18 protein-coding genes are annotated in these 20,574 nt (G+C 74.3%); 14 read left to right on the top strand and 4 right to left on the bottom strand.

Annotation, left to right across the window (positions count from 1 at the left end; translation table 11 throughout):
• Nucleotides 1–90: 90 nt before the first annotated feature.
• Nucleotides 91–1,764 carry a PucR family transcriptional regulator ligand-binding domain-containing protein gene (locus ABZ719_RS14195; RefSeq protein ID WP_366725466.1) on the bottom strand — a complete coding sequence of 558 codons (1,674 nt, stop codon included), beginning with the start codon at nucleotides 1,762–1,764 and terminating at the stop codon, nucleotides 91–93.
• 345 nt (nucleotides 1,765–2,109) lie between these two features.
• Here ABZ719_RS14195 and ABZ719_RS14190 point away from each other — a divergent pair, with 345 nt between their 5' ends.
• From ABZ719_RS14190 to ABZ719_RS14170, 5 genes are all read left to right on the top strand, one after another.
• Nucleotides 2,110–3,000, top strand: a complete 891-nt coding sequence (locus tag ABZ719_RS14190) for a xanthine dehydrogenase family protein subunit M (RefSeq protein ID WP_366725465.1) — start codon at nucleotides 2,110–2,112, stop codon at nucleotides 2,998–3,000.
• Entirely contained in the window at nucleotides 3,000–3,602 is a 603-nt protein-coding gene (locus tag ABZ719_RS14185; RefSeq protein ID WP_366725464.1) for a (2Fe-2S)-binding protein, read from the top strand. Before ABZ719_RS14190 ends, ABZ719_RS14185 begins: the two co-directional genes overlap by 1 nt.
• Before the next feature lie 2 nt (nucleotides 3,603–3,604).
• A complete protein-coding gene (locus ABZ719_RS14180) occupies nucleotides 3,605–5,992 on the top strand; it encodes a molybdopterin cofactor-binding domain-containing protein (protein WP_366725463.1) in 2,388 nt (795 codons plus the stop codon).
• 266 nt (nucleotides 5,993–6,258) lie between these two features.
• The gene (locus ABZ719_RS14175; protein WP_366725462.1) at nucleotides 6,259–7,725 is read left to right on the top strand and encodes an NCS2 family permease; all 1,467 of its coding nucleotides are present in this window, start codon (nucleotides 6,259–6,261) and stop codon (nucleotides 7,723–7,725) included.
• A 46-nt stretch (nucleotides 7,726–7,771) separates the two neighbouring features.
• Nucleotides 7,772–8,923 carry an XdhC/CoxI family protein gene (locus tag ABZ719_RS14170; protein WP_366725461.1) on the top strand — a complete coding sequence of 384 codons (1,152 nt, stop codon included), beginning with the start codon at nucleotides 7,772–7,774 and terminating at the stop codon, nucleotides 8,921–8,923.
• A 309-nt stretch (nucleotides 8,924–9,232) separates the two neighbouring features.
• Here the strand turns inward: ABZ719_RS14170 and ABZ719_RS14165 are convergent, their stop codons facing one another.
• Nucleotides 9,233–9,514: a YciI family protein gene (locus ABZ719_RS14165; protein ID WP_366725460.1), complete on the bottom strand. Its 282-nt coding sequence runs from the start codon at nucleotides 9,512–9,514 to the stop codon at nucleotides 9,233–9,235.
• 71 nt (nucleotides 9,515–9,585) lie between these two features.
• On the opposite strand from ABZ719_RS14165, the gene ABZ719_RS14160 reads away from it, so the two are divergent.
• A complete protein-coding gene (locus tag ABZ719_RS14160) occupies nucleotides 9,586–10,497 on the top strand; it encodes a LysR family transcriptional regulator (protein WP_366725459.1) in 912 nt (303 codons plus the stop codon).
• A gap of 185 nt (nucleotides 10,498–10,682) precedes the next feature.
• Here the strand turns inward: ABZ719_RS14160 and ABZ719_RS14155 are convergent, their stop codons facing one another.
• The gene (locus tag ABZ719_RS14155; protein WP_366725458.1) at nucleotides 10,683–11,123 is read right to left on the bottom strand and encodes an SRPBCC family protein; all 441 of its coding nucleotides are present in this window, start codon (nucleotides 11,121–11,123) and stop codon (nucleotides 10,683–10,685) included.
• A gap of 79 nt (nucleotides 11,124–11,202) precedes the next feature.
• Here ABZ719_RS14155 and ABZ719_RS14150 point away from each other — a divergent pair, with 79 nt between their 5' ends.
• Entirely contained in the window at nucleotides 11,203–11,694 is a 492-nt protein-coding gene (locus ABZ719_RS14150) for a GNAT family N-acetyltransferase (protein WP_366725457.1), read from the top strand.
• Between the two features lie 53 nt (nucleotides 11,695–11,747).
• Here ABZ719_RS14150 and ABZ719_RS14145 read toward each other — a convergent pair whose 3' ends face one another.
• Complete coding sequence (locus ABZ719_RS14145; RefSeq protein WP_366725456.1) at nucleotides 11,748–12,554, bottom strand: polysaccharide deacetylase family protein; 807 nt, start codon at nucleotides 12,552–12,554, stop codon at nucleotides 11,748–11,750.
• A gap of 179 nt (nucleotides 12,555–12,733) precedes the next feature.
• Between ABZ719_RS14145 and ABZ719_RS14140 the strand changes: the two genes are divergently transcribed.
• The 7 genes from ABZ719_RS14140 (at nucleotide 12,734) to ABZ719_RS14110 (ending at nucleotide 20,545) form a co-directional block, all read left to right on the top strand.
• Nucleotides 12,734–13,696 (top strand): NAD-dependent epimerase/dehydratase family protein, encoded by a 963-nt coding sequence (locus ABZ719_RS14140; protein WP_366725455.1) that lies wholly within the window; start codon nucleotides 12,734–12,736, stop codon nucleotides 13,694–13,696.
• 470 nt (nucleotides 13,697–14,166) lie between these two features.
• The gene (locus tag ABZ719_RS14135) at nucleotides 14,167–15,804 is read left to right on the top strand and encodes a carbamoyltransferase C-terminal domain-containing protein (protein WP_366725454.1); all 1,638 of its coding nucleotides are present in this window, start codon (nucleotides 14,167–14,169) and stop codon (nucleotides 15,802–15,804) included.
• Nucleotides 15,801–16,817, top strand: a complete 1,017-nt coding sequence (locus tag ABZ719_RS14130) for a glycosyltransferase (protein ID WP_366725453.1) — start codon at nucleotides 15,801–15,803, stop codon at nucleotides 16,815–16,817. The genes ABZ719_RS14135 and ABZ719_RS14130 overlap by 4 nt, the downstream gene beginning before the upstream one ends.
• A complete protein-coding gene (locus tag ABZ719_RS14125; RefSeq protein ID WP_366725452.1) occupies nucleotides 16,814–17,392 on the top strand; it encodes an HAD family hydrolase in 579 nt (192 codons plus the stop codon). The genes ABZ719_RS14130 and ABZ719_RS14125 overlap by 4 nt, the downstream gene beginning before the upstream one ends.
• Complete coding sequence (locus ABZ719_RS14120) at nucleotides 17,389–18,375, top strand: glycosyltransferase family 9 protein (protein ID WP_366725451.1); 987 nt, start codon at nucleotides 17,389–17,391, stop codon at nucleotides 18,373–18,375. Before ABZ719_RS14125 ends, ABZ719_RS14120 begins: the two co-directional genes overlap by 4 nt.
• Nucleotides 18,372–19,325: a glycosyltransferase gene (locus ABZ719_RS14115; protein ID WP_366725450.1), complete on the top strand. Its 954-nt coding sequence runs from the start codon at nucleotides 18,372–18,374 to the stop codon at nucleotides 19,323–19,325. The genes ABZ719_RS14120 and ABZ719_RS14115 overlap by 4 nt, the downstream gene beginning before the upstream one ends.
• A complete protein-coding gene (locus ABZ719_RS14110; RefSeq protein WP_366725449.1) occupies nucleotides 19,322–20,545 on the top strand; it encodes a glycosyltransferase in 1,224 nt (407 codons plus the stop codon). The genes ABZ719_RS14115 and ABZ719_RS14110 overlap by 4 nt, the downstream gene beginning before the upstream one ends.
• Nucleotides 20,546–20,574: the final 29 nt, after the last annotated feature.

The raw sequence follows: 20,574 nt of genomic DNA, 5'->3' as shown, positions 1-20,574 counted from the left end.
GCGGCCCGGCCAAGGGGGCGGGTGAAGGATTTCACAAAGTCGTGGGACGGCGGACGGCCCGTCGCCGCACCGCCTTCGTCCCCGTTGACCTCAGCTCATGCGCAGGGCCAGGAAGAAGTCCAGCTTGTCCTCCAGGCGCGACAGGTCGCGTCCCGTCAACTGCTCGATCCGCCCGACCCGGTAGCGCAGCGTGTTGACGTGCAGGTGGAGGCGGGTCGCGCAGCGCGTCCAGGAGCCGTCGCAGTCGAGGAACGCCTCCAGGGTCGGGATCAGTTCCGCGCGGTGCCGGCGGTCGTAGTCGCGCAGCGGGTCCAGCAGCCGCGCGGTGAAGGCGCGGCGCACGTCGTCGGGGACGAAGGGGAGCAGCAGCACGTGCGAGGCCAGCTCCTGGTGGCCGGCCGCGCAGACCCGGCCGGGGCGGGCCGCCGCGACGCGCCGGGCGTGCCGCGCCTCCTCCAGCGCCCCGCGCAGGCCCTCCGCCGAGTGCACGGCCGCGCTGACGCCGAGGGTGAGCCGCCCGTCGCCGTCCAGCCCCGCGGCCAGCGGGTCGTGCACGGAGCGCAGCAGCGCGTCGGCGAGGATCCCGCCCTCGGGGCCGTCGTGCTCGGCGGAGACGGCCGGGAGCGGCACGAGGGCGATGGCCTCGTCGCCGCAGTGCGCGACGGCTATCCGGTCCGAGGGCTCGGTGCCGGTGCTCCGCGGGTCGGCGAGGATCTCCTCCAGGAGCGACTGGGCGACCGCGCCGCTGCCGGCCGGGCCGGCGTCCCACTCGACGCGGGCCACGACCACCTGCCAGTGCGGGGCCGAGCCGAGGCCGGGCAGCAGCACCGGCGCCGCCACCCGCAGCCGGGCGGCGATCTCGGCGGGCGGCGCGCCGCTCTGCACCAGCTCCAGCACCTCCTGCGCGAGCCGCCTGCGTACCGTGCGCGCCGCGTCCCGCCGGTCCCGCTCGACGGCGATCAGCTGGGTGACCCCGTGCAGCAGGTCGAGCCGTTCCTCGGGCCAGTCGCTCGCGTCCGCCTCGACGGCCAGCACCCAGTCCGACAGGCCCGTCTCGCGCCCGTCGCGCCCGGCCCGCGGGGAGCGGGCGCCGCTGCGGACGGGGAAGAGCGAGTACGTCGTGCCGTCCAGGGTGATCCGGTGCGGGCCGCGCCGGGCGGTCCGGCCGGCCGCCAGGTGCTCGGCGGCCAGCCGTGCGCAGGCCGGGGCGGGCAGCGCCGGGCCGCCCGCCTTGGGGCCGGCGATCAGCCGCCCGGTGGGGGAGAGCAGCCAGGCGCGCAGGTCGAGGTCGGAGCCGAGCAGGTCCAGGACCACGTCCGGGCCGCCGCCGGCCGGGCCGGCGGTCATCATGCGGCGGTGCCGGTCCACCACGGCGGCCAGGTCGCCGGCCCGCTCGCCGGACACCTGCCGTACCACGTGCTCGGTGATCGTCGCGAACGCCACCGACTCGTGCACCGCGAACAGCGGCAGCCGGTGCCGGGCGCAGGCCACCACCAGGTCCTCGGGCACCGCGCCCAGCTCGGCCTCGCCGGCGGCCAGTGCCACGACCCCCGCCTGCACGAGGATCCGCACGAAGGGCTCCGCGTCGGCGGCGTCCCGGCGCCAGGCCAGACCGGTCAGCACCAGCTCGCCGCCGGAGAGGTAGCGGCTCGGGTCGCGCAGGTCGGTGGTCATGACCCCGCGGACGGTCCGGTCCAGCTCGTCCTCCCCGCCGAGCAGCTTCAGGCCCAGCGCATCGGTGTCCAGCAGTGCGCGCAGCCGCATGTCTCGTCGCCGCCGTTCTTGTCTCGAAATCTATGATGAATCTTGTGGCGAGGGGCCCGGTCCCGTGGCCGGCCGGCGACTTCGCCGGTGGCGGGGCCCTGCCGGGCCGTGACCTCTGGTTCCCGGGGGAAGCGAAGAGGCGGGTGACGACCTTCGTTCATACGAATCTACAAGATGCATGGCGCGGCCAGCCAAACCCTTCATGGTTTCGGTGACTGACCCCGCCGGAGTACTCGGTTGTGTACTGACTCCACTCCACGTGAACAGCACATGAACGAGCCTGGCCCGCCGCACACGGATTGGCTCAATCTGTACGACCCTCCGAGACGAAGAAGAGAGCCGGTCATGGACTTCCTTCGCCCCGCCAGCTGGGAGGAGGCGCTCGCCGCGAAGGCCGAGCACCCCACCGCTGTGCCGATTGCGGGTGGCACCGATGTGATGGTCGAGATCAACTTCGACCACCGCCGGCCCGAGTACCTCCTCGACCTCAACCGCGTCGGCGACCTCTACGAGTGGGAGGTCGGCGAGGACAGCGTGCGGCTGGGCGCCTCGGTGCCGTACTCGAAGATCATGGAACATCTCCGTGCCGAGCTGCCCGGCCTGGCGCTCGCCTCGCACACGGTCGCCTCCCCGCAGATCCGCAACCGCGGCGGCGTCGGCGGCAACCTCGGCACGGCCTCTCCCGCCGGTGACGCCCACCCCGCCCTGCTCGCCGCGGGCGCCGAGGTCGAGGCGGAATCGGTGCGCGGCACCCGCCGCATCCCCATCGACGCCTTCTACACCGGCGTCAAGCGCAACGCGCTCGCCCCGGACGAGCTGATCCGCGCCGTGCACATCAAGAAGGCCGACGGCCCGCAGCAGTACTCGAAGGTCGGCACCCGCAACGCGATGGTCATCGCGGTCTGCGCCTTCGGTCTCGCGCTGCACCCCGGGACCCGCACGGTCCGCACCGGCATCGGTTCGGCCGCCCCCACCCCGGTCCGCGCCCAGGCGGCCGAGGAGTTCCTGAACGCGGCCCTGGAGGAGGGCGGCTTCTGGGACAACGGCAAGATCATCACTCCGTCGGTCGCCAAGCAGTTCGCCGAGCTGTGCTCCGCCGCCTGCAACCCGATCGACGACGTCCGGGGCACCGCGAGCTACCGCCGCCACGCGGTCGGCGTGATGGCCCGCCGGACACTCACCTGGACCTGGGAGTCGTACCGCGGCGCCCGCCGCACCACCGAGGGAGCTGCGTGATGCGCGTCAACTTCACCGTCAACGGACGCCCGCAGGAGGCCGACGACGTCTGGGAGGGCGAGTCCCTCCTGTACGTCCTGCGCGAGCGCCTGGGCCTGCCCGGCTCGAAGAACGCCTGCGAGCAGGGCGAGTGCGGCTCGTGCACGGTGCGCCTGGACGGCGTGCCGGTGTGTTCCTGCCTGGTCGCCGCCGGGCAGGCCGAGGGCCGCGAGGTCGTGACCGTCGAGGGCCTGGCCGACTTCGCCCGGCAGCGGGCCGAGGGCGGCTGCGCGAGCGGCGCCTGCGGCCCGCAGGGCGAGGAAGCCGGTACGACGCTCGACGGCGCCAAGCGCTGGAGTGCCCAGGGCACCGACTCGCAGACCGGCGAGGGCACCGGACTCTCCCCCGTCCAGCAGGCGTTCATCGACGCCGGCGCCGTCCAGTGCGGCTTCTGCACGCCCGGCCTGCTGGTCGCCGCCGACGAGATGCTGGAACGCAACCCGAACCCGACCGACGCGGACATCCGCGAGGCGCTGTCGGGCAACCTGTGCCGCTGCACGGGCTACGAGAAGATCATGGACGCGGTCCGCCTGGCGGCCGCCCGCCAGTCCGAGGGGGTCTGAGCATGACCACGGCCAACGGTGCTCCCACCAAAATCACCCAGGGCTACCGGACCAAGGGCGGCATCGGCGAGTCCACGCTCCGCCCCGACGGCACCCTCAAGGTCACCGGCGAGTTCGCGTACTCGTCCGACATGTGGCACGAGGACATGCTCTGGGGCCAGATCCTGCGCTCCACCGTCGCACACGCCGAGATCGTCTCGATCGACACCTCCGAGGCCCTCGCCATGGCCGGCGTGTACGCCGTGATGACCTACGACGACCTGCCCGCCGAGGTGAAGCACTACGGCCTGGAGATCCAGGACACGCCCGTGCTCGCCCACGGCAAGGTGCGCCACCACGGCGAACCGGTCGCCATCGTCGCCGCCGACCACCCGGAGACCGCGCGCCGCGCCGCCGCCAAGATCAAGGTGGACTACAGGGAGCTGCCCGTCATCACCGACGAGGCCTCCGCCACCGCGCCCGGCGCGATCCTCGTCCACGAGCGGCGCGACGACCACCACGCCGGGCACGTCCCGCACCCCAACATCGTCCACCGCCAGCCGATCGTCCGCGGCAACGCCGACGAGGCCGCGAAGAGGGCCGACTTCATCGTCGAGGGCGACTACTACTTCGGCATGCAGGACCAGGCCTTCCTCGGCCCCGAGTCCGGCCTGGCCGTACCCGAGGAGGACGGCGGCGTCCACCTCTACATCGCCACCCAGTGGCTCCACTCCGACCTGCGCCAGATCGCGCCCGTCCTCGGCCTGCCCGAGGACAAGGTGCGCATGACCCTGGCCGGCGTCGGCGGCGCCTTCGGCGGGCGCGAGGACCTGTCGATGCAGATCCACGCCTGCCTGCTGGCCCTGCGCACCGGCAAGCCCGTCAAGATCGTCTACAACCGGTTCGAGTCCTTCTTCGGGCACGTGCACCGCCACCCGGCGCGGCTCCACTACGAGCACGGCGCCACCAAGGACGGCAAGCTCACCCACATGAAGTGCCGGATCGTCCTGGACGGCGGCGCCTACGCCTCCGCCTCCCCGGCGGTCGTCGGCAACGCGGCCTCGCTGTCGGCGGGACCGTACGTCATCGACGACGTGGACATCGAGGCCATCGCCCTCTACTCCAACAACCCGCCCTGCGGCGCCATGCGCGGCTTCGGCGCGGTCCAGGCGTGCTTCGCCTACGAGGCGCAGATGGACAAGCTCGCCGACAAGGTGGGCATGGACCGGGTGGAGTTCCGCCGGCTCAACGCCATGGAGCAGGGCACGGTCATGCCGACCGGGCAGCCGGTCGACTCCCCGGCGCCCGTCGCCGAACTGCTGCGCCGCGTCAAGGCGATGCCGCTGCCGCCCGAGCGCCAGTGGGAGTCCAGCGAGGGCCCGGACGTACGGCAGCTGCCCGGCGGCCTGTCCAACACCACGCACGGCGAGGGCGTCGTCCGCGGTGTCGGGTACGCCGTCGGCATCAAGAACGTCGGCTTCTCCGAGGGCTTCGACGACTACTCCACGGCCAAGGTGCGCATGGAGGTCGTCGCCGGTGAGCCGGTCGCCACCGTGCACACGGCGATGGCGGAGGTCGGCCAGGGCGGCGTCACCGTGCACGCGCAGATCGCCCGCACCGAACTGGGCGTCACCCAGGTGACCATCCACCCGGCCGACACCCAGGTCGGTTCGGCGGGTTCGACCTCGGCCTCCCGGCAGACGTACGTCACCGGCGGCGCGGTCAAGAACTCCTGCGAACTCGTGCGTGAGCAGGTCCTGGAGATCGGCCGGCGCAAGTTCGGCTCCTACCACCCCGCGTGGGCCACCGCCGAACTCCTGCTGGAGGGCGGCAAGGTCGTCACCGACGGCGGCGAGGTCCTCGCCGACCTGGTGGACGTCCTGGAGGACGAGGCCGTCGAGGTCGAGGCGGAGTGGCGGCACCGGCCGACCGAGCCCTTCGACCTGCGCACCGGACAGGGCAACGGCCACGTCCAGTACTCCTTCGCCGCGCACCGCGCCGTCGTCGAGGTCGACACCGAACTCGGCCTGGTGAAGGTCGTCGAGCTGGCCTGCGCGCAGGACGTCGGCAAGGCGCTCAACCCGCTCTCCGTCATCGGGCAGATCCAGGGCGGCACCACCCAGGGCCTGGGCATCGCCATCATGGAGGAGATCATCGTCGACCCGAAGACGGCGAAGGTCAGGAACCCCTCCTTCACGGACTACCTGCTCCCCACCATCCTCGACACGCCGACCATCCCGGTCGACGTGCTCGAACTCGCCGACGACCACGCCCCCTACGGGCTGCGCGGCATCGGCGAGGCCCCCACCCTCTCGTCCACCCCGGCCGTCCTCGCGGCGATCCGGAACGCGACCGGACTGGAACTCCCCCGCACGCCGGTCCGGCCGGAGCACCTCACCGGCAAGGCGTAGCACTCCCGAACGGACCGGCCGGGCCCACGGGCCCGGCCGGCCGGACCGGAGAAACGGCAGACCCTCCGGGCGGCGCACCGGAACGTCACACCTTCCGCGCCGCCCGGAGCACTCCCCCCCACCTCTTCGAGTTCCGCTCCGCTCGCGGCCCTTGAAGTACCAGCAACGAGGTTCGTCTCGGGCCGTCCCCCGGGCCGTCCATTCCCAAATCCCGTGCCCAGGAAGGGCTTTCACGGGTGTCCCTATGAACCTTGGGAGTTGGCCCCATGACCCAGCAGTCAGTGGAGCCGAGGACCGCCGCCGAAGACGCGGGCGCGGGCAGCCGCGTCCCGGCGGGACGGTCCTGGCTCGACCGGTACTTCCACATATCCCGGCGGGGATCCACGGTCGCGCGTGAGGTGCGCGGCGGTGTCACGACCTTCATGGCGATGGCGTACATCCTGCTGCTCAATCCCGTCATCCTCTCCGGCAAGGACGTCGCCGGGGACACCCTGGGCCAGAAGGCCCTGATCACCGCGACCGCGCTCGGCGCGGCGTTCACCACCCTGCTCATGGGCTTCGTCGGCAAGGTGCCCCTCGCCCTCGCCGCCGGCCTGTCCGTGTCCGGTGTCATCTCCACGCAGGTGGCGCCCAACATGACGTGGCCGCAGGCCATGGGCATGTGTGTGGCCTACGGTGTCGTGATCATGCTGCTGGTCGTCACCGGCCTGCGCGAGATGATCATGAATGCGATCCCGTTGCCGCTCAAGCACGGCATCACCATGGGCATCGGCCTGTTCATCGCCTTCATCGGCCTGGTCAAGGCCGGGTTCGTCGGCCGCAACCCGTCGCCCGGCGGCGGCCCCGTGGTCCTCGGCCCCGGCGGTGAGCTGTCCGGCTGGCCGGTGCTCCTCTTCGCCGCCACCCTGCTGCTGATCTTCGCCCTCCAGGCCCGCAACGTGCCCGGTGCCATCCTCATCGGCATCATCGGCGGCACCGTCGTCGCCGCGGTCCTGAACGGGACCGGCGTCATCAACGCCAAGCAGTGGGTGAACGGCGCCCCCGAGCTCCACGGCAGCCCCGTCTCGATGCCCGACTTCTCGCTCTTCGGACATGTGTCGTTCAGCGGCTGGGGCGACGTCGGCGTCATGACGGTCACCGTGATCGTCTTCACGCTGGTGCTGGCCGGCTTCTTCGACGCGATGGCCACCATCATCGGCGTCGGCACCGAGGCGAACCTCGCCGACGACAAGGGCCGGATGCCCGGCCTGTCCAAGGCCCTGTTCATCGACGGCGCCGGCGGTGTGATCGGCGGTGTCGCGGGCGGCTCGGGCCAGTCCGTCTTCGTCGAGTCCGCCACCGGCGTGGGGGAGGGCGCCCGCACGGGCTTCTCCTCCGTGATCACCGGCCTGTTCTTCGCCGCCTGCCTCTTCTTCACCCCGATCACCGCGATCGTCCCCTCCGAGGTCGCCTCCGCGGCCCTGGTGGTCATCGGCGCGATGATGATGATGAACGCACGGCACGTCGACTGGGGGGACCGCGCCACCGCGATCCCGGTCTTCCTGACGGTGGTCATCATGCCGTTCACGTACTCCATCACGCCCGGTGTCGCCGCCGGCGTGGTCTCGTACACGATCATCAAGGTCGCCCAGGGCAAGGCCCGGGAGATCGGGGCCTTCATGTGGGCCCTGACGGCCGTCTTCCTCGTGTACTTCGCCCTCAACCCGATCGAGGGCTGGCTCGGCGTCCACTGACCGAGCCGCCCCCGCCCTTCACACGACCGCTGTAAGGAGACGACAGATGCTGGACATCGCCGAGGAACTGAACCGGTGGGTCGAGCAGGGCCGCACCTTCGCCGTCGCCACCGTGGTGGCCGTCGGCGGCAGCGCCCCGCGCCGGCCCGGTGCCGCCCTGGCGGTGGACACCGACGGCACGGCGATCGGCTCGGTCTCCGGCGGCTGTGTGGAGGGCGCGGTCTACGAACTGTGCCGGCAGGCCCTGGAGGACGGCGAGACCGTCCTGGAGCGCTTCGGGTACAGCGACGAGGACGCCTTCGCCGTGGGTCTGACCTGCGGCGGCGTCATCGACATCCTGGTCGCACCGGTACGGGCCGACGGTCCGGCCCGCCCGGTGTTCGCGACCGCGCTGGCCGCCGCCGCCCGTGGGGAGGCGGCGGCGGTCGCGCGGATCGTCACCGGCCCGGCCGAACTCCTCGGCCGGCCCCTGCTGGTGCGCCCGGACGGCTCCTCGGAGGGCGGTTTCGGCGCCCACCCCGAACTGGACCGCACGGTGGCCGCCGAGGCGGCCGCCTTCCTCGACGCCGGCCGCACCGGCACCCTGGAGATCGGCGAGCAGGGCTCGCGCTGCGGCGCCCCGCTCACCGTCCTCGTCGAGTCCTCCGTACCGCCGCCCCGCATGATCGTCTTCGGCGCGATCGACTTCGCCTCCGCGCTGGTGCGGATGGGCAAGTTCCTCGGCTACCGGGTGACGGTCTGCGACGCCCGCCCCGTCTTCGCCACCCGGGCCCGCTTCCCGGAGGCCGACGAGATCGTCGTCGAGTGGCCGCACCGGTACCTGGAGAACACCGACGTCGACGGCCGCACCGTCCTGTGCGTCCTCACCCACGACGCCAAGTTCGACGTGCCCCTGCTCGAACGCGCGCTGCGGCTGCCGGTGGCGTACGTCGGCGCCATGGGCTCCCGGCGCACCCACCTCGACCGCAACGCACGCCTGCGCGACGTCGGCGTCACCGACCTGGAACTGGCCCGGCTCAGGTCGCCCATCGGCCTCGACCTCGGCGCCCGCACACCGGAGGAGACGGCCCTGTCCATCGCCGCGGAGATCGTCGCCTGCCGCCGCGGCGGCAGCGGCGTCGCCCTGACCGGCGCGCACACCCCCATCCACCACGACCCGGCGCCGATGCCCGCGCAGCGGATCGGGTCGGTGGCCTGAACGGTCACTTCCGCCGGCCGGGGCCGCGCCGAACGCCGAACGCGTCCCGCGTCCGCCCCGTGCCGCGCCGGCGCCGGTCGCGTGCCGCGTCCGCGCGTGCCGCGCCGGCCGCCTCGCCGTGGTCCGGGTGTCGTCCTCGCCGTCCCGGGGCGGTGCGTCCCGGTCGGTGTTCGGGGCGGTGCGGGGCGGCGCGCCCCAGCCGATCCTCACCCTGACGGGCCGTCGGCGGCAGCGGTACCGGCCGGGCGAAGACGAGGGCGAGCACCGCGTCGCGTGCAGCGTGCGGCCCGGCTCTCCCGCGATGGCCGGTCAAAGGGAGGCCGGGCTCTCCTCCGGCCGCCATGTGGGGTGGAAGCGGAGGATCTCCGCGGTGGCGGCGCCGCTGGTGACGAACGGGTCCGCGGCGACGGCGGCCTCCACCGCCGCCTGCGGGCCCTCCGCCAGGACCACCCCGCCCGTACGGGGCTCCAGCGGCCCGGCCAGCCGGACCAGTCCCTGCCCGAACACCCCCTCGGGATGGGCGTAGTGGGCCTCCTTGAGGGAGTCGATGGTCTCCAGCGGTGCCTGGTATCGGAACACGATGACGTACATGACCCCACTCAAGGGCGCGCGGACCCGTCCGCACCAGGACCGGCCGCCGAGGCACCTATAGGCTGGCACCTATGGCTGCGCCGCTGGAGTTCCCCGACCTGGAGCTGCGCCACCTGCGCTACTTCGCCGCCGTCGCCGAGGCCGGCACGGTCACGGAGGCCGCCCGGCGGCTGCGGATCGCCCAGCCGAGCCTGAGCCAGCAGTTGCGGCTGCTCGAACGGCGCGTCGGCGCACCGCTGTTCCGGCGGCTGCCCCGGGGCATGGAACTCACCGAAGCGGGCCGGCTGCTGCTGACCGGCGTCCGCCAGGCGCAGCACGCGCTGGGTTCGGCGGTCGCCGCCGCCCGTGCCGTGCCGGTGACCGCGACGGTGGGCGTGTGCCGCGGCGTACCGCACGACGTGCTGCGCCGCGCCGAGCGGATCCTGACGGCCGCCCGCCCGCTGCGCCCGGTCTACGAACAGGTCGACTCCGGGCGCCAGGGCGAGCTGCTGCGCAGCGGAGCGCTGGCCTTCGGCGTCCTGCGGGCCCCGGTGGACGACGAGGCGGGCCTGGAACTGCGGACGGTGGGGGACGAACCCCTGGGCGTCGTGCTCGGCCGCCACCACCCCCTCGCCGTCCGTACGGAACTGACCTGGAGCGACATGGCCGGCCAGCGGCTGCTGTGGTTCCCGGAACGCAGGGCGCCCAGCTACGCTTCCGCCGTCCTCGCCCGGCTCGCGGAACACGGCTGGCACCCGGCGACCCTCGTCGAGGACACGGGCAGCCACACCCTGTTCCGCCACGCGCTCCTCGCCCACGACGACGTGGTGGCGCTGCGTCCCCGGTCCGGCTCGAGCGCGGACACGGATCTCGTCTGGCGCCCCGTCGGCCCCGAACCACCCCGCGAACGCATCCTGCTGGCCACCGCCGGACGCACGCCCTGGTCCCGCCTGTTGGCACCGCCGGACGGCCCGCCACCGAGCGAGGCCCACCCGCAGGACTGAGGCCCCCGGCCGAGCCGTTGCCGGCTCCCGGGCCGGGGCGCAGCCCGCCAGCCTGGTCCCGCCTGATGACACTTCCGGGCAGCCCGCCACCGAGCGAGGCCCGCCCCCAGGCCGAGGCCCACCGCCGAGCCCTCGCCGGCTCCCGGGCCCGGTCACCGGCCGCCGTCGCCGGTCGCGTCCCGCTGTCACGGCTGCCGCAGCAGTCCGTCCATCGCGCGGCCGAAGACCGCCCGTGCCACGAGGTGCAGGAGCGGGTCGAAGACGGCGGGCAGGAAGCGCACCCGCAGCTCCTCCCGCCACCGCACGCACGCGCGGCCACCGGGGCCCGGCCGCACCTCGATCTCGGCCCGGCCCAGGATCGTACGGCCCCGTTTCTCCAGCCGGCACAGGCCCGGTCCGCCGTCGGCGGGCGGGCGCCAGACGGTCACCTCCATGGGGTCGGCGAAGCGCAGGGGGCCCACTTCGGTGCGGGCGACGAAGCGGGTGCCCTCGCGGGTGGGCCCGGGGGTGAGCACGGTGACGCGGGTCAGCGGCACCGCGCCGCCGTGCCGGGGCCACCGGGTGAGCCGCCGCCAGGCCTCGTCGACGGGCAGCGGCGGTGTGCGTTCCAGGCGGAAGGTGACCACGGCACGATCGTAGACAGCGCGGGCCCCGCGACGACGGCTTCGCCCCCGGCCCGCACCCGGCCGGCCGTATGCTGCGCCCATGGTGATCCTGGAGCGGCTGCGGCCCGACCACGCCGAGGCGGTGCTGGCCTTCGAGCGGGAGAACCGGAGTTACTTCGCCCGCTTCATCACGGACCGCGGGGACGCGTACTTCACGCACTTCGCGGACCGCCACCGCGCCCTGCTCGCCGAACAGGACGCCGGTGTGTGCCACTTCCACCTGGTCCTCGACGAACAGGGCACGCTGCTGGGCCGGGTGAACCTCGTCGACGTCGCCGACGGGTCGGCCGAGCTGGGCTACCGGATCGGGGAGCGCGCCGCCGGCCGGGGTGTCGCGACGGCCGCGGTGCGGGAGGTGTGCCGGCTGGCCGCCGGGACGTACGGGCTGCGCGCGCTCACCGCGGCCGCCCACGTGGGCAATCCGGCCTCCCGGACGGTGCTCGCCCGCAACGGCTTCACCGAGGAGGGCGAGCTGACGATCAACGGCCGGCCGGCCCTGCGCTTCCGGCGCCGGCTCACGCCCCGCACCTGACAGCGGCGCGGCCCGCCTTCACAGCGGCCGCGTCCGGCGGTTCCTCCCGGAGGTCAGGGGCGGTACACCTTGCCCGGGACCGGCTTGCCGGGCGCCAGCAGTTGCGGCACGGTGACGAACACGTACCCCCGCTCCTTCAGCGCGTCGATGATGCCGGGCACGGCGGGCACCGTGCCGGCGTAGATGTCGTGCAGCAGGATGATCCCGTCGCGGGACGCCTGGTCCAGGACGCGCTTCTCGATCAGGTCGGAGTCGGTCGTGGTGTAGTCCTTCGCCGTCACGCTCCACAGGACCTCCGACATGCCCATCTCCTCGGAGATCTTCTGGACGGTGTCGTTGGTCCGGCCCTGCGGCGGGCGCATCAGCGTGGGCTTGCGGCCCGTCAGCCGCTCTATCGCCTCGTTGGGGCGCCGCAGCTCGTCGCGTATCTGGGCCTCGGATATCTCGGTGAGGATCTTGTGGTCCCAGGTGTGGCTGGCCACCTCGTGGCCCTCGGCCGCCATCCGCTTGACCAGCTCGGGGTACTTGTCGATGTGCCGCGCCCCGAGCAGGAAGAAGGTCGCGGGAACCTTCTTCTCCTTCAGGATGTCCAGCAGCCGCGCGGAGTTCTCGCTCGGCCCGGCGTCGAAGGTCAGTGCGATGCACTTGGCCTGCCGGCAGTCGACCGGACCGAACCGGCCCGGGGCACCCGCCGCGGCCTGGGTCCGGGCGGTGCTCGGGCTGGTCGCGTCGACCTTCGTGCAGCCGCTCAGGCCCAGCGTCAGGCCGGCCGCGGCCGCCAGCGCGGTGATCGCGCGGAATCCCGTTCCGGTTCTCCCCGTTCTCCCGCTTTTCCTGGTCTTCTTGGTCAAGGAAGGCATGCGCGGGACTTTACAGAGGGCGTATGTACGCGGTGTATAGCGGGGTCGAATAAAGAGCCGTCGCACAAGTGGTCGAGGTGGTCGGCCACCGGAAGGGGGTGATGTGTGCCGTTCTGTCACCGGGTTACTCAAGCCGACATCTGAGTGAACGCGGGGAGGGCGAGAGGGAGGAGAGTCCCGTGAGCGGACGCGAGTGGCACCGGGCCCTGGTGACCGGCGGTGCCGGCTTCGTCGGATCCCACCTGTGCGCACGGCTGCTCGACGCCGGCACCGGTGTCGTCTGCCTGGACGACCTGTCCACCGGCAGCCACGCCAACGTGGCCGAACTGGAGCGACGGCGTGGATTCCACTTCGTCCGCGCCGACGCCACGGACCCCGACGCCGTACGCGGCCTGCCCGGCCGCTTCGACCTGGTCCTGCACTTCGCCTGTCCCGCCTCGCCCGCCGACTACCTGCGGCTGCCCCTGCAGACCCTCGACGTCGGCAGCACCGGCACTCGCAACGCCCTGGAGCGCGCCCGTGCCGACGGCGCCCGCTTCCTGCTCGCCTCCACCTCCGAGGTCTACGGCGACCCGCTCGAACACCCGCAGCGCGAGACCTACTGGGGCAACGTCAACCCGGTCGGCCCGCGCAGCGTCTACGACGAGTCCAAGCGCTTCGCCGAGGCCCTGGTCACCGCGCACCGCGGCGTCCACGCCACCGACACCGCCATCGTGCGCATCTTCAACACGTACGGCCCCCGGATGCGCACCGGCGACGGCCGGGCCGTGCCCACCTTCATCGCGCAGGCCCTGGACGGCGCGCCGCTCACGGTCGCGGGCGACGGCAGCCAGACCCGGTCCCTGTGCTACGTCGACGACACCGTCGACGGCATCCTCGCCCTGGCCGCCTCGGACGAGCCGGGGCCGGTCAACATCGGCGGCGGCGACGAGATCACCGTGCTGGAGCTGGCCCGCCGGATCGTGGAACTGACGGGTTCCGCCTCCCGCATCCGCTTCGTCGACCGCCCCGTCGACGACCCCGGCCGCCGCCGCCCCGACACCCGCCTCGCCCGGGAGCGCCTGGGCTGGCAGCCGCGCGTGCCCTGGGACCAGGGGCTGGAACGGACCATCGGCTGGTTCACGCGGGCCGCGGCGGCCTGAGAACGGCCGCCGCCGGGCGCCGCAGCGGCCGGTCCCGGGCCCGGAGCCGCGGTCGCGGTCCGGAGGCGGCGGTGACGTAAGGGGCCGTCCGAGCCCGGCTACCCCCGGGCCGGGCCGGAGCCGCCCCAGCCACCTGGACTGAGCCGGCCCCGACCCCCGGGACCTGAACCGAGCCGACCCCGGCACCTGAACCGAGCCGGCCCCGACCCCGGGACCTGAACCGAGCCGACCCCGGGACCTGAACCCTGCCGCGGCCCCGCGACCAGCGGTGTTCACGCACCGTGAACGCCACCCCTGGCTCTGTCGCCCCTCGGCCCTCACCGGTGCCAGTTGGCTTCAGGTGTTTGAGACAGCTGTGGCGCGGCACCCAGAAGCCCGGAATGCCACATATGCCCCAATAGCACCGGACCGACCCCGACCCCCAGGTCCCCGCCGGAAGGCCCCCGCCGCAACGGGACGGAGCCCACCCCATGCGCATCCTTGGAATCAACGCCCTGTTCCACGACCCCGCCGCCGCCCTCGTCGTCGACGGCCGCACGGTCGCGGCCGGCGAGGAGGAGCGCTTCAGCCGCCGCAAGCACGGCAAGCGCCCGGTGCCGTTCTCCGCGTGGGAACTGCCGGAACTCTCCGCCCGCTGGTGCCTCGACCACGCGGGGCTGCGCCCCGGCGAGCTGGACGCCGTCACCTACTCCTTCGACCCCGCCCTCGCCCGGCCCGCCGCCGACCTCGGCCTGTTCGACCCGTGGGACCCGCTGCGCCTGGAGTACGCGCGCCGCGCCCCCGAGTTCCTCGCCGAGGCGCTGCCCGGCCTGGACCCGGCCAAGGTCGTGTTCGTGCCGCATCACATCGCGCACGCCGCCTCCGCCGGACCCGCCTCCCCGCACCCCGACAGCGCCGTCCTGGTCCTGGACGGCCGCGGCGAGGCCGCCTCCCACCTGGCGGGCCGCTTCCACGACGGCAAGCTCGACACCCTCGCCGCGCAGGCGCTGCCCCACTCCCTCGGCCTCCTCTACGAGGAGCTGACCGCCCACCTCGGGTTCCTGCGCAGCAGCGACGAGTACAAGGTCATGGCGCTCGCCTCCTACGGCAAACCGCGCTTCCTGCCCCAGCTGCGCCAGTACGTCCACGCCACCGGCGACGGCGGCTTCCGCGCCCACGGCGTCGACTGGGGCGCCCTCGCCCCGCCGCGCGCGAAGGACGAAGCCTGGACCCAGGACCACGCCGACCTCGCCGCCAGCTGCCAGGCCGTCCTGGAGGAGGTGCTGCTCGAACTCGTGCACTGGCTGCACCGCGAGGCGGGCGGCGACGCGCTCGCCTTGGCCGGCGGCGTCGCCCTCAACTGCGTCGCCAACTCCAAGATCGCCGCGCGGGGCCCGTACCGGCACGTGTGGGTGCAGCCCGCCGCCGGTGACGCCGGCACCGCGCTCGGCGGCGCCCTGTACCTGGCCGCGAGCGAGGGCGGCGCCCCCGCGCCGATGCCCGGCGCCGACCTGGGCCGGGGCTGGAGCGACGAGGAGCTGCGGGCCTGGCTGGAGGAGGCGGGCGTCCCCTACGAGCGGCCCGGGGACATCGCCGAGGAGGTCGCGCGGGAACTGGCCCGCGACGGCGTCGTCGCCTGGTTCCAGGGCCGCAGCGAGTACGGACCGCGCGCCCTCGGCCACCGCTCCCTGCTCGCCCACCCCGGCCGCGCCGAGAACCTGGAACGGCTCAACCGGGTCAAGGGCCGCGAGGAGTTCCGGCCGGTCGCCCCCATGGTGCTCGCCGAACGCGCCCACGAACTGTTCGAGGGCCCGCTGCCCAGCCCGTACATGCTCTTCGTGCACGACGTCCACCGCGACTGGCGGGACCGCATCCCCGCCGTGGTGCACGTCGACGGCACCGCCCGCATCCAGACCGTCGACGAGCGGCAGGAACCGCTGGTCGCCCGGATGCTGCGCGGCTTCGAACGCCGCACCGGGCTGCCCGTCGTCGTCAACACCAGCCTCAACACCGCCGGCCGGCCCATGGTCGACGACCCGCGCGACGCGCTGGAGTGCTTCGGTTCCGCACCCGTCGACCTGCTGGCCATCGGCCCGTACGCGGTGCGCAGGACGAGGGCGTACGCATGAACGGCCCCGCCGCCCACCCCGCCTACGCCGTGGTCGTCCCCACGCTCGCCCGGGACACCCTGGCCGACTGCCTGGCCGCGCTCGCCGCCGCGCACGGGCCGCGGCCCGAGGAGATCGTCCTCGTCGACGACCGGCCCGATCCCGAACCCGGCGCACTGGAGCACGCGCTGGCCGTGCTGGGCGACCTGCGGGCCCGCACCACCGTGCTCACCAGCAGTGGCCGCGGCCCGGCCGCCGCCCGCAACACCGGCCTGCGCGCGGTCACCGCCCCCTGGGTCGCCTTCCTCGACGACGACGTCCAGGTCGGCCCGCACTGGTGCGACCAGCTGGCCGAGGACCTCGCCGAGGCGAGCCCCGACACCGCGGCCGTCCAGGGCGTCATCGCCGTACCCCTGCCCGGCGAACGGCGTCCCACCGACTGGGAGCGCAGCACCGCCGGGCTGGCACGGGCCCGCTGGATCACCGCCGACATGGCCTACCGTACCGACGCCCTCAAGCAGGTCGCCGGGTTCGACGAACGTTTCCGGCGCGCCTTCCGCGAGGACGCCGACCTCGCGCTGCGCGTCCTCGACGCCGGGTGGCGCATCCGCCAGGGCCGCCGCACCACCCGCCATCCCGTGCGCCCCGCCGACCGCTGGGTGTCGCTGCGCGCCCAGCGCGGCAACGCCGACGACGCGCTGATGCTGCGCCTGCACGGGCCCGACTGGTGGCACAAGGCGGTCGCCCCGCGCGGACGCATCCGCACCCACCTCGCCGTCACCGCCGCGGGCGCCGCCGCCTGCGTCCTCGCCGCGGCCGGCCGGCCCCGGCTCGCCGCGCTGGCCGCGCTCGGCTGGGCGGCGGGCACCGCCGAGTTCGCCCGGGCGCGGATCGTCCCCGGGCCGCGCACCCGGGACGAGGTGACCACCATGGCCGTCACCAGCGTCCTCATCCCGCCCGCCGCCACCTGGCACTGGCTCAGCGGGCGGTGGCGCCACCGGGCGGCGCCCGCCTGGCCGGAGGTGGCCCCGTGAAGCCGCTCCGGGCCGTGCTCTTCGACCGCGACGGCACCCTCGTCGAGGACGTCCCCTACAACGGCGACCCCGACCGGGTCCGTCCGGTCGAGGGCGCCCGCGAGGCGGTGCGGCTGCTGCGGCAGCACGGCATCGCCACCGGTGTCGTCACCAACCAGTCGGGCGTGGCCCGCGGCCTGATCACCGCCGCCGACGTCCGCCGCGTCCACGACCGCGTCGACCAACTCCTCGGCCCGTTCGACGTGTGGGCCGTCTGCCCGCACGGCCCCGGCGACGGCTGCCGCTGCCGCAAGCCGGAACCCGGCCTGATCCTCCGGGCGGCCGGACAGCTGTGCGCCGAGCCCGCCACGGTCGTGGTCATCGGCGACATCGGCAGCGACGTGGAGGCCGCCCGCCGCGCGGGCGCCCGCGCCATCCTCGTCCCCACCCCGGTCACCCGCCCCGAGGAGACCGCCGCGGCCGGACACGTGGCCCCCGACCTCCTGACGGCCGTCCGCTCCCTGCTGGCCGGGTCCCCGGCCGGCGAGCGCCCAGCCGCCCCCGCCGGCGCGGACCCGGGGCGGTGGCCGCGATGAAGGCGATCGTCACCCGCCTCGACAGCTTCGGCGACGTGCTGCTCGCCGGGCCCGCCGTGCGGGCCGTCGCCGCCCGGGCCGAGCGGGTCGCCCTGCTGTGCGGGCCGCGCGGCGAACCCGCCGCGCGGCTGCTGCCCGGGGTCGACGAGATCCTCGTGTGGGACGCGCCCTGGGCCGGATTCGAGCCGCCGCCCGTCGACCGCGCCGAGATCGAGAAGCTGCTCGACGCCATCGACGCCGACACCGCGCTCGTCCTCACCTCCTTCCACCAGTCCCCGCTGCCCACCGCCCTGTTGCTGCGGCTGGCCGGCGTACGGCACATCGCCGCCGACAGCGTGGACTACCCCGGCTCCCTGCTCGACGTACGCCACCGCCGCCTCCCGCACGCCCACGAGGCCGAGGCCGCCCTCGACCTCGCCGCGGCCGCCGGGTTCCCGCGCCCCGACGACGGACGGCTGCGCGTCCTGCCCCCGCCCGCGACGGCCCACCTCACCGGCGGCGAGCCGTACGTCGTCCTGCACCCGGGGGCCAGCGTCCCCGCCCGCGCCTGGAGCCGGGAGCGGTGCGCGCAGGCCGTACGGGAACTCACCGCCGCCGGACACCGGGTGGTCGTCACCGGGGGCGGGGGAGAGAAGGACCTGACCGCGCACGTGGCCGGCCGCCACGGCCTCGACCTCGGCGGCCGCACCGGGGCCGCCGAACTCTCCGGCGTCCTGGCCCGGGCCCGCGCGGTCGTCACCGGCAACACGGGCCCCGCCCACCTCGCCGCCGCCGTCGGCACCCCCGTCGTCTCCCTGTTCGCCCCGGTGGTGCCCGCCGGACGCTGGCGGCCCTACGGCGTCGCGTACGTCCTGCTCGGCGACCAGGACGCCCCGTGCGCCGGCAGCCGCGCCCGCACCTGCCCGGTGCCCGGCCACCCCTGCCTGGAGTCGGTGACCGCCACCGACGTGCTCGCCGCCGTGGAGAAGGTGATGAAGCCGTGAGGATCCTCATCTGGCACGTGCACGGCTCCTGGACCACCGCGTTCGTCCAGGGCCCGCACACCTACCTCGTCCCCGTCACCCCCGACCGCGGCCCCGACGGCCTCGGCCGCGCCCGCACCTTCGACTGGCCCGACTCCGTCGTCGAACTCCCGCCCGAGCGGCTGCGGGACGCCGGCATCGACCTCGTGGTCCTCCAGCGCCCCCACGAGTACGGCCTCGTACGGCGCTGGCTCGGCCGCACCCCGCCGATGGTCTACCTGGAGCACAACGCCCCCCACGGCGACGTGCCCGACACCCGGCACCCCGTGGCCGACCTGCCCGCCGGCATCCCGCTCGTCCACGTCACCCACTTCAACCGGCTGATGTGGGACGCGGGCCGCGCCGAGACCGCCGTCGTCGAACACGGCATCGTCGACCCCGGCCCGCTGTGGACCGGCGAGGTCCCGCACGCCGCCGTCGTCGTCAACGAGCCCGTGCGGCGCGGCCGTACGACGGGCACGGATCTGCTGCCCGCCTTCGCGCGGGCGGCTGCGCTGGACGTCTTCGGCATGGGGACCGACGGCCTGGCCGAACACGTCGGACTGCCGCCCGAACGCTGCCGGGTCCACGAACTGGTGCAGAAGGAACTGCACTCGGAGATGGCCCGGCGCCGCCTCTACCTCCACCCCGTCCGCTGGACCTCCCTCGGGCTGTCCCTGCTGGAGGCGATGCACCTGGGCATGCCCGTGGTCGCCCTCGCCACCACCGAGGTCACCGAGGCGGTGCCGCCCGGCGCCGGAGTGGTCTCCAACCGGATCGACGTACTCACCGACGCCGTACGGGACTTCGTCGCCGACCCGTCGCGCGCCCGCGCGGCCGGCGAGGCGGCGCGCTCCGCCGCGCTCGCCCGCTACGGACTGACCCGCTTCCTGGACGACTGGGAGCGGCTGCTGAAGGAGGTCACCCGATGAGGATCGCCATGGTGTCCGAGCACGCGAGCCCGCTCGCCGCGCTCGGCGGGGTCGACGCCGGTGGCCAGAACGTGTATGTCGCCCGCCTCACCGAGGAACTGGCGCGCCGCGGACACGACGTCACCGTCCACACCCGGCGCGACGACCCGGACCTGCCCGACCGGGTGCCGCTGCCCGGCGGCGCCGTCGTCGAGCACGTACCGGCCGGGCCGCCCGAAGTCATCCCCAAGGACGCCCTGTTCGCGCACATGCCGTCCTTCGGCGCCCACCTGGCGCGCGTCTGGCGCCAGGAGCGGCCCGACGTGGTGCACGCGCACTTCTGGATGTCCGGCATGGCCTCCCTGCTCGGCGCGGGCCCGCACGGCGTCCCCGTCATCCAGACCTTCCACGCCCTGGGCACCGTCAAGCGCCGCCACCAGGGCCGCGAGGACACCAGCCCGCTCGAACGCATCGGCATCGAACGGCAGATCGGCCGCACCTGCGACCGGGTGCTGGCCACCTGCTCCGACGAGGTCCACGAACTCGCCGCCATGGGCATCTCCCCGAACCGCGTCTGTGTCGTCCCCTGCGGCGTCGACTCCGCCCACTTCCACCCCGGCGCGGACCCCGCCACCGCGCCCGCCCCCGCCCGCACCCACCGGCACCGGCTGCTCTCCTGCGGCCGGCTGGTCCGCCGCAAGGGCTACGACCAGGCGATCCGCGCCCTCACCCGGATCCCCGACACCGAACTCCTGCTCGCCGGCGGCCCGCCGCCCGCGCTGCTGCACACCGACCCCGAGGCCCGGCGGCTCCTGGACCTGGCCGCCCGCGAAGGCGTCGGCGACCGGGTACGGCTGCTCGGCGCCGTCGACCCGGCCCGGATGCCCGCGCTGATGCGCAGCGCCGACCTGGTGCTGTGCACCCCGGCCTACGAACCGTTCGGGATCGTCCCGCTGGAGGCGATGGCGTGCGCCGTGCCGGTCGTCGCCACCGACGTGGGCGGCCACCGCGACTCCGTCGCCGACGGACGCACCGGCCGGCTCGTCCCCCAGGGCGACACCGCGGCGGTCGCCGCCGCCGTGCGCGACCTGCTCGGCAGTGAGCGCACCCGCCGCCGCTACGGCAGCGCCGGCCGCGAACGCGTGCTCGGCCGCTTCACCTGGCGGCGCGTGGCCGACGGCGCCGAACAGGTCTACCGGCGGGTCAGCGCCGAGCACGAGGTCAAGACGGAGGTCGCGTGATGAACGTCGAGACGGAGGTCGCGTGATGA

It is taken from the genome of Streptomyces sp. NPDC006743, from assembly GCF_040703815.1.
Classification (GTDB): Bacteria; Actinomycetota; Actinomycetes; order Streptomycetales; family Streptomycetaceae; genus Streptomyces.
Note: the sequence above shows the minus strand (reverse complement) of the source record. Positions and strands in the feature narration are given on the sequence as shown.

What these genes read in the sequence shown, in the direction of transcription:
- ABZ719_RS14185 (WP_366725464.1), top strand. Translation starts at nt 3,000, where the DNA reads ATGCGCGTCAACTTCACCGTCAACGGACGCCCGCAGGAGGCCGACGAC.
- ABZ719_RS14120 (WP_366725451.1), top strand. Translation starts at nt 17,389, where the DNA reads ATGAAGGCGATCGTCACCCGCCTCGACAGCTTCGGCGACGTGCTGCTC.
- ABZ719_RS14170 (WP_366725461.1), top strand. Translation starts at nt 7,772, where the DNA reads ATGCTGGACATCGCCGAGGAACTGAACCGGTGGGTCGAGCAGGGCCGC.
- ABZ719_RS14180 (WP_366725463.1), top strand. Translation starts at nt 3,605, where the DNA reads ATGACCACGGCCAACGGTGCTCCCACCAAAATCACCCAGGGCTACCGG.
- ABZ719_RS14165 (WP_366725460.1), bottom strand. Translation starts at nt 9,514, where the DNA reads ATGTACGTCATCGTGTTCCGATACCAGGCACCGCTGGAGACCATCGAC.
- ABZ719_RS14160 (WP_366725459.1), top strand. Translation starts at nt 9,586, where the DNA reads ATGGCTGCGCCGCTGGAGTTCCCCGACCTGGAGCTGCGCCACCTGCGC.
- ABZ719_RS14190 (WP_366725465.1), top strand. Translation starts at nt 2,110, where the DNA reads ATGGACTTCCTTCGCCCCGCCAGCTGGGAGGAGGCGCTCGCCGCGAAG.
- ABZ719_RS14175 (WP_366725462.1), top strand. Translation starts at nt 6,259, where the DNA reads ATGACCCAGCAGTCAGTGGAGCCGAGGACCGCCGCCGAAGACGCGGGC.
- ABZ719_RS14135 (WP_366725454.1), top strand. Translation starts at nt 14,167, where the DNA reads ATGCGCATCCTTGGAATCAACGCCCTGTTCCACGACCCCGCCGCCGCC.
- ABZ719_RS14145 (WP_366725456.1), bottom strand. Translation starts at nt 12,554, where the DNA reads ATGCCTTCCTTGACCAAGAAGACCAGGAAAAGCGGGAGAACGGGGAGA.
- ABZ719_RS14150 (WP_366725457.1), top strand. Translation starts at nt 11,203, where the DNA reads ATGGTGATCCTGGAGCGGCTGCGGCCCGACCACGCCGAGGCGGTGCTG.
- ABZ719_RS14130 (WP_366725453.1), top strand. Translation starts at nt 15,801, where the DNA reads ATGAACGGCCCCGCCGCCCACCCCGCCTACGCCGTGGTCGTCCCCACG.
- ABZ719_RS14195 (WP_366725466.1), bottom strand. Translation starts at nt 1,764, where the DNA reads ATGCGGCTGCGCGCACTGCTGGACACCGATGCGCTGGGCCTGAAGCTG.
- ABZ719_RS14110 (WP_366725449.1), top strand. Translation starts at nt 19,322, where the DNA reads ATGAGGATCGCCATGGTGTCCGAGCACGCGAGCCCGCTCGCCGCGCTC.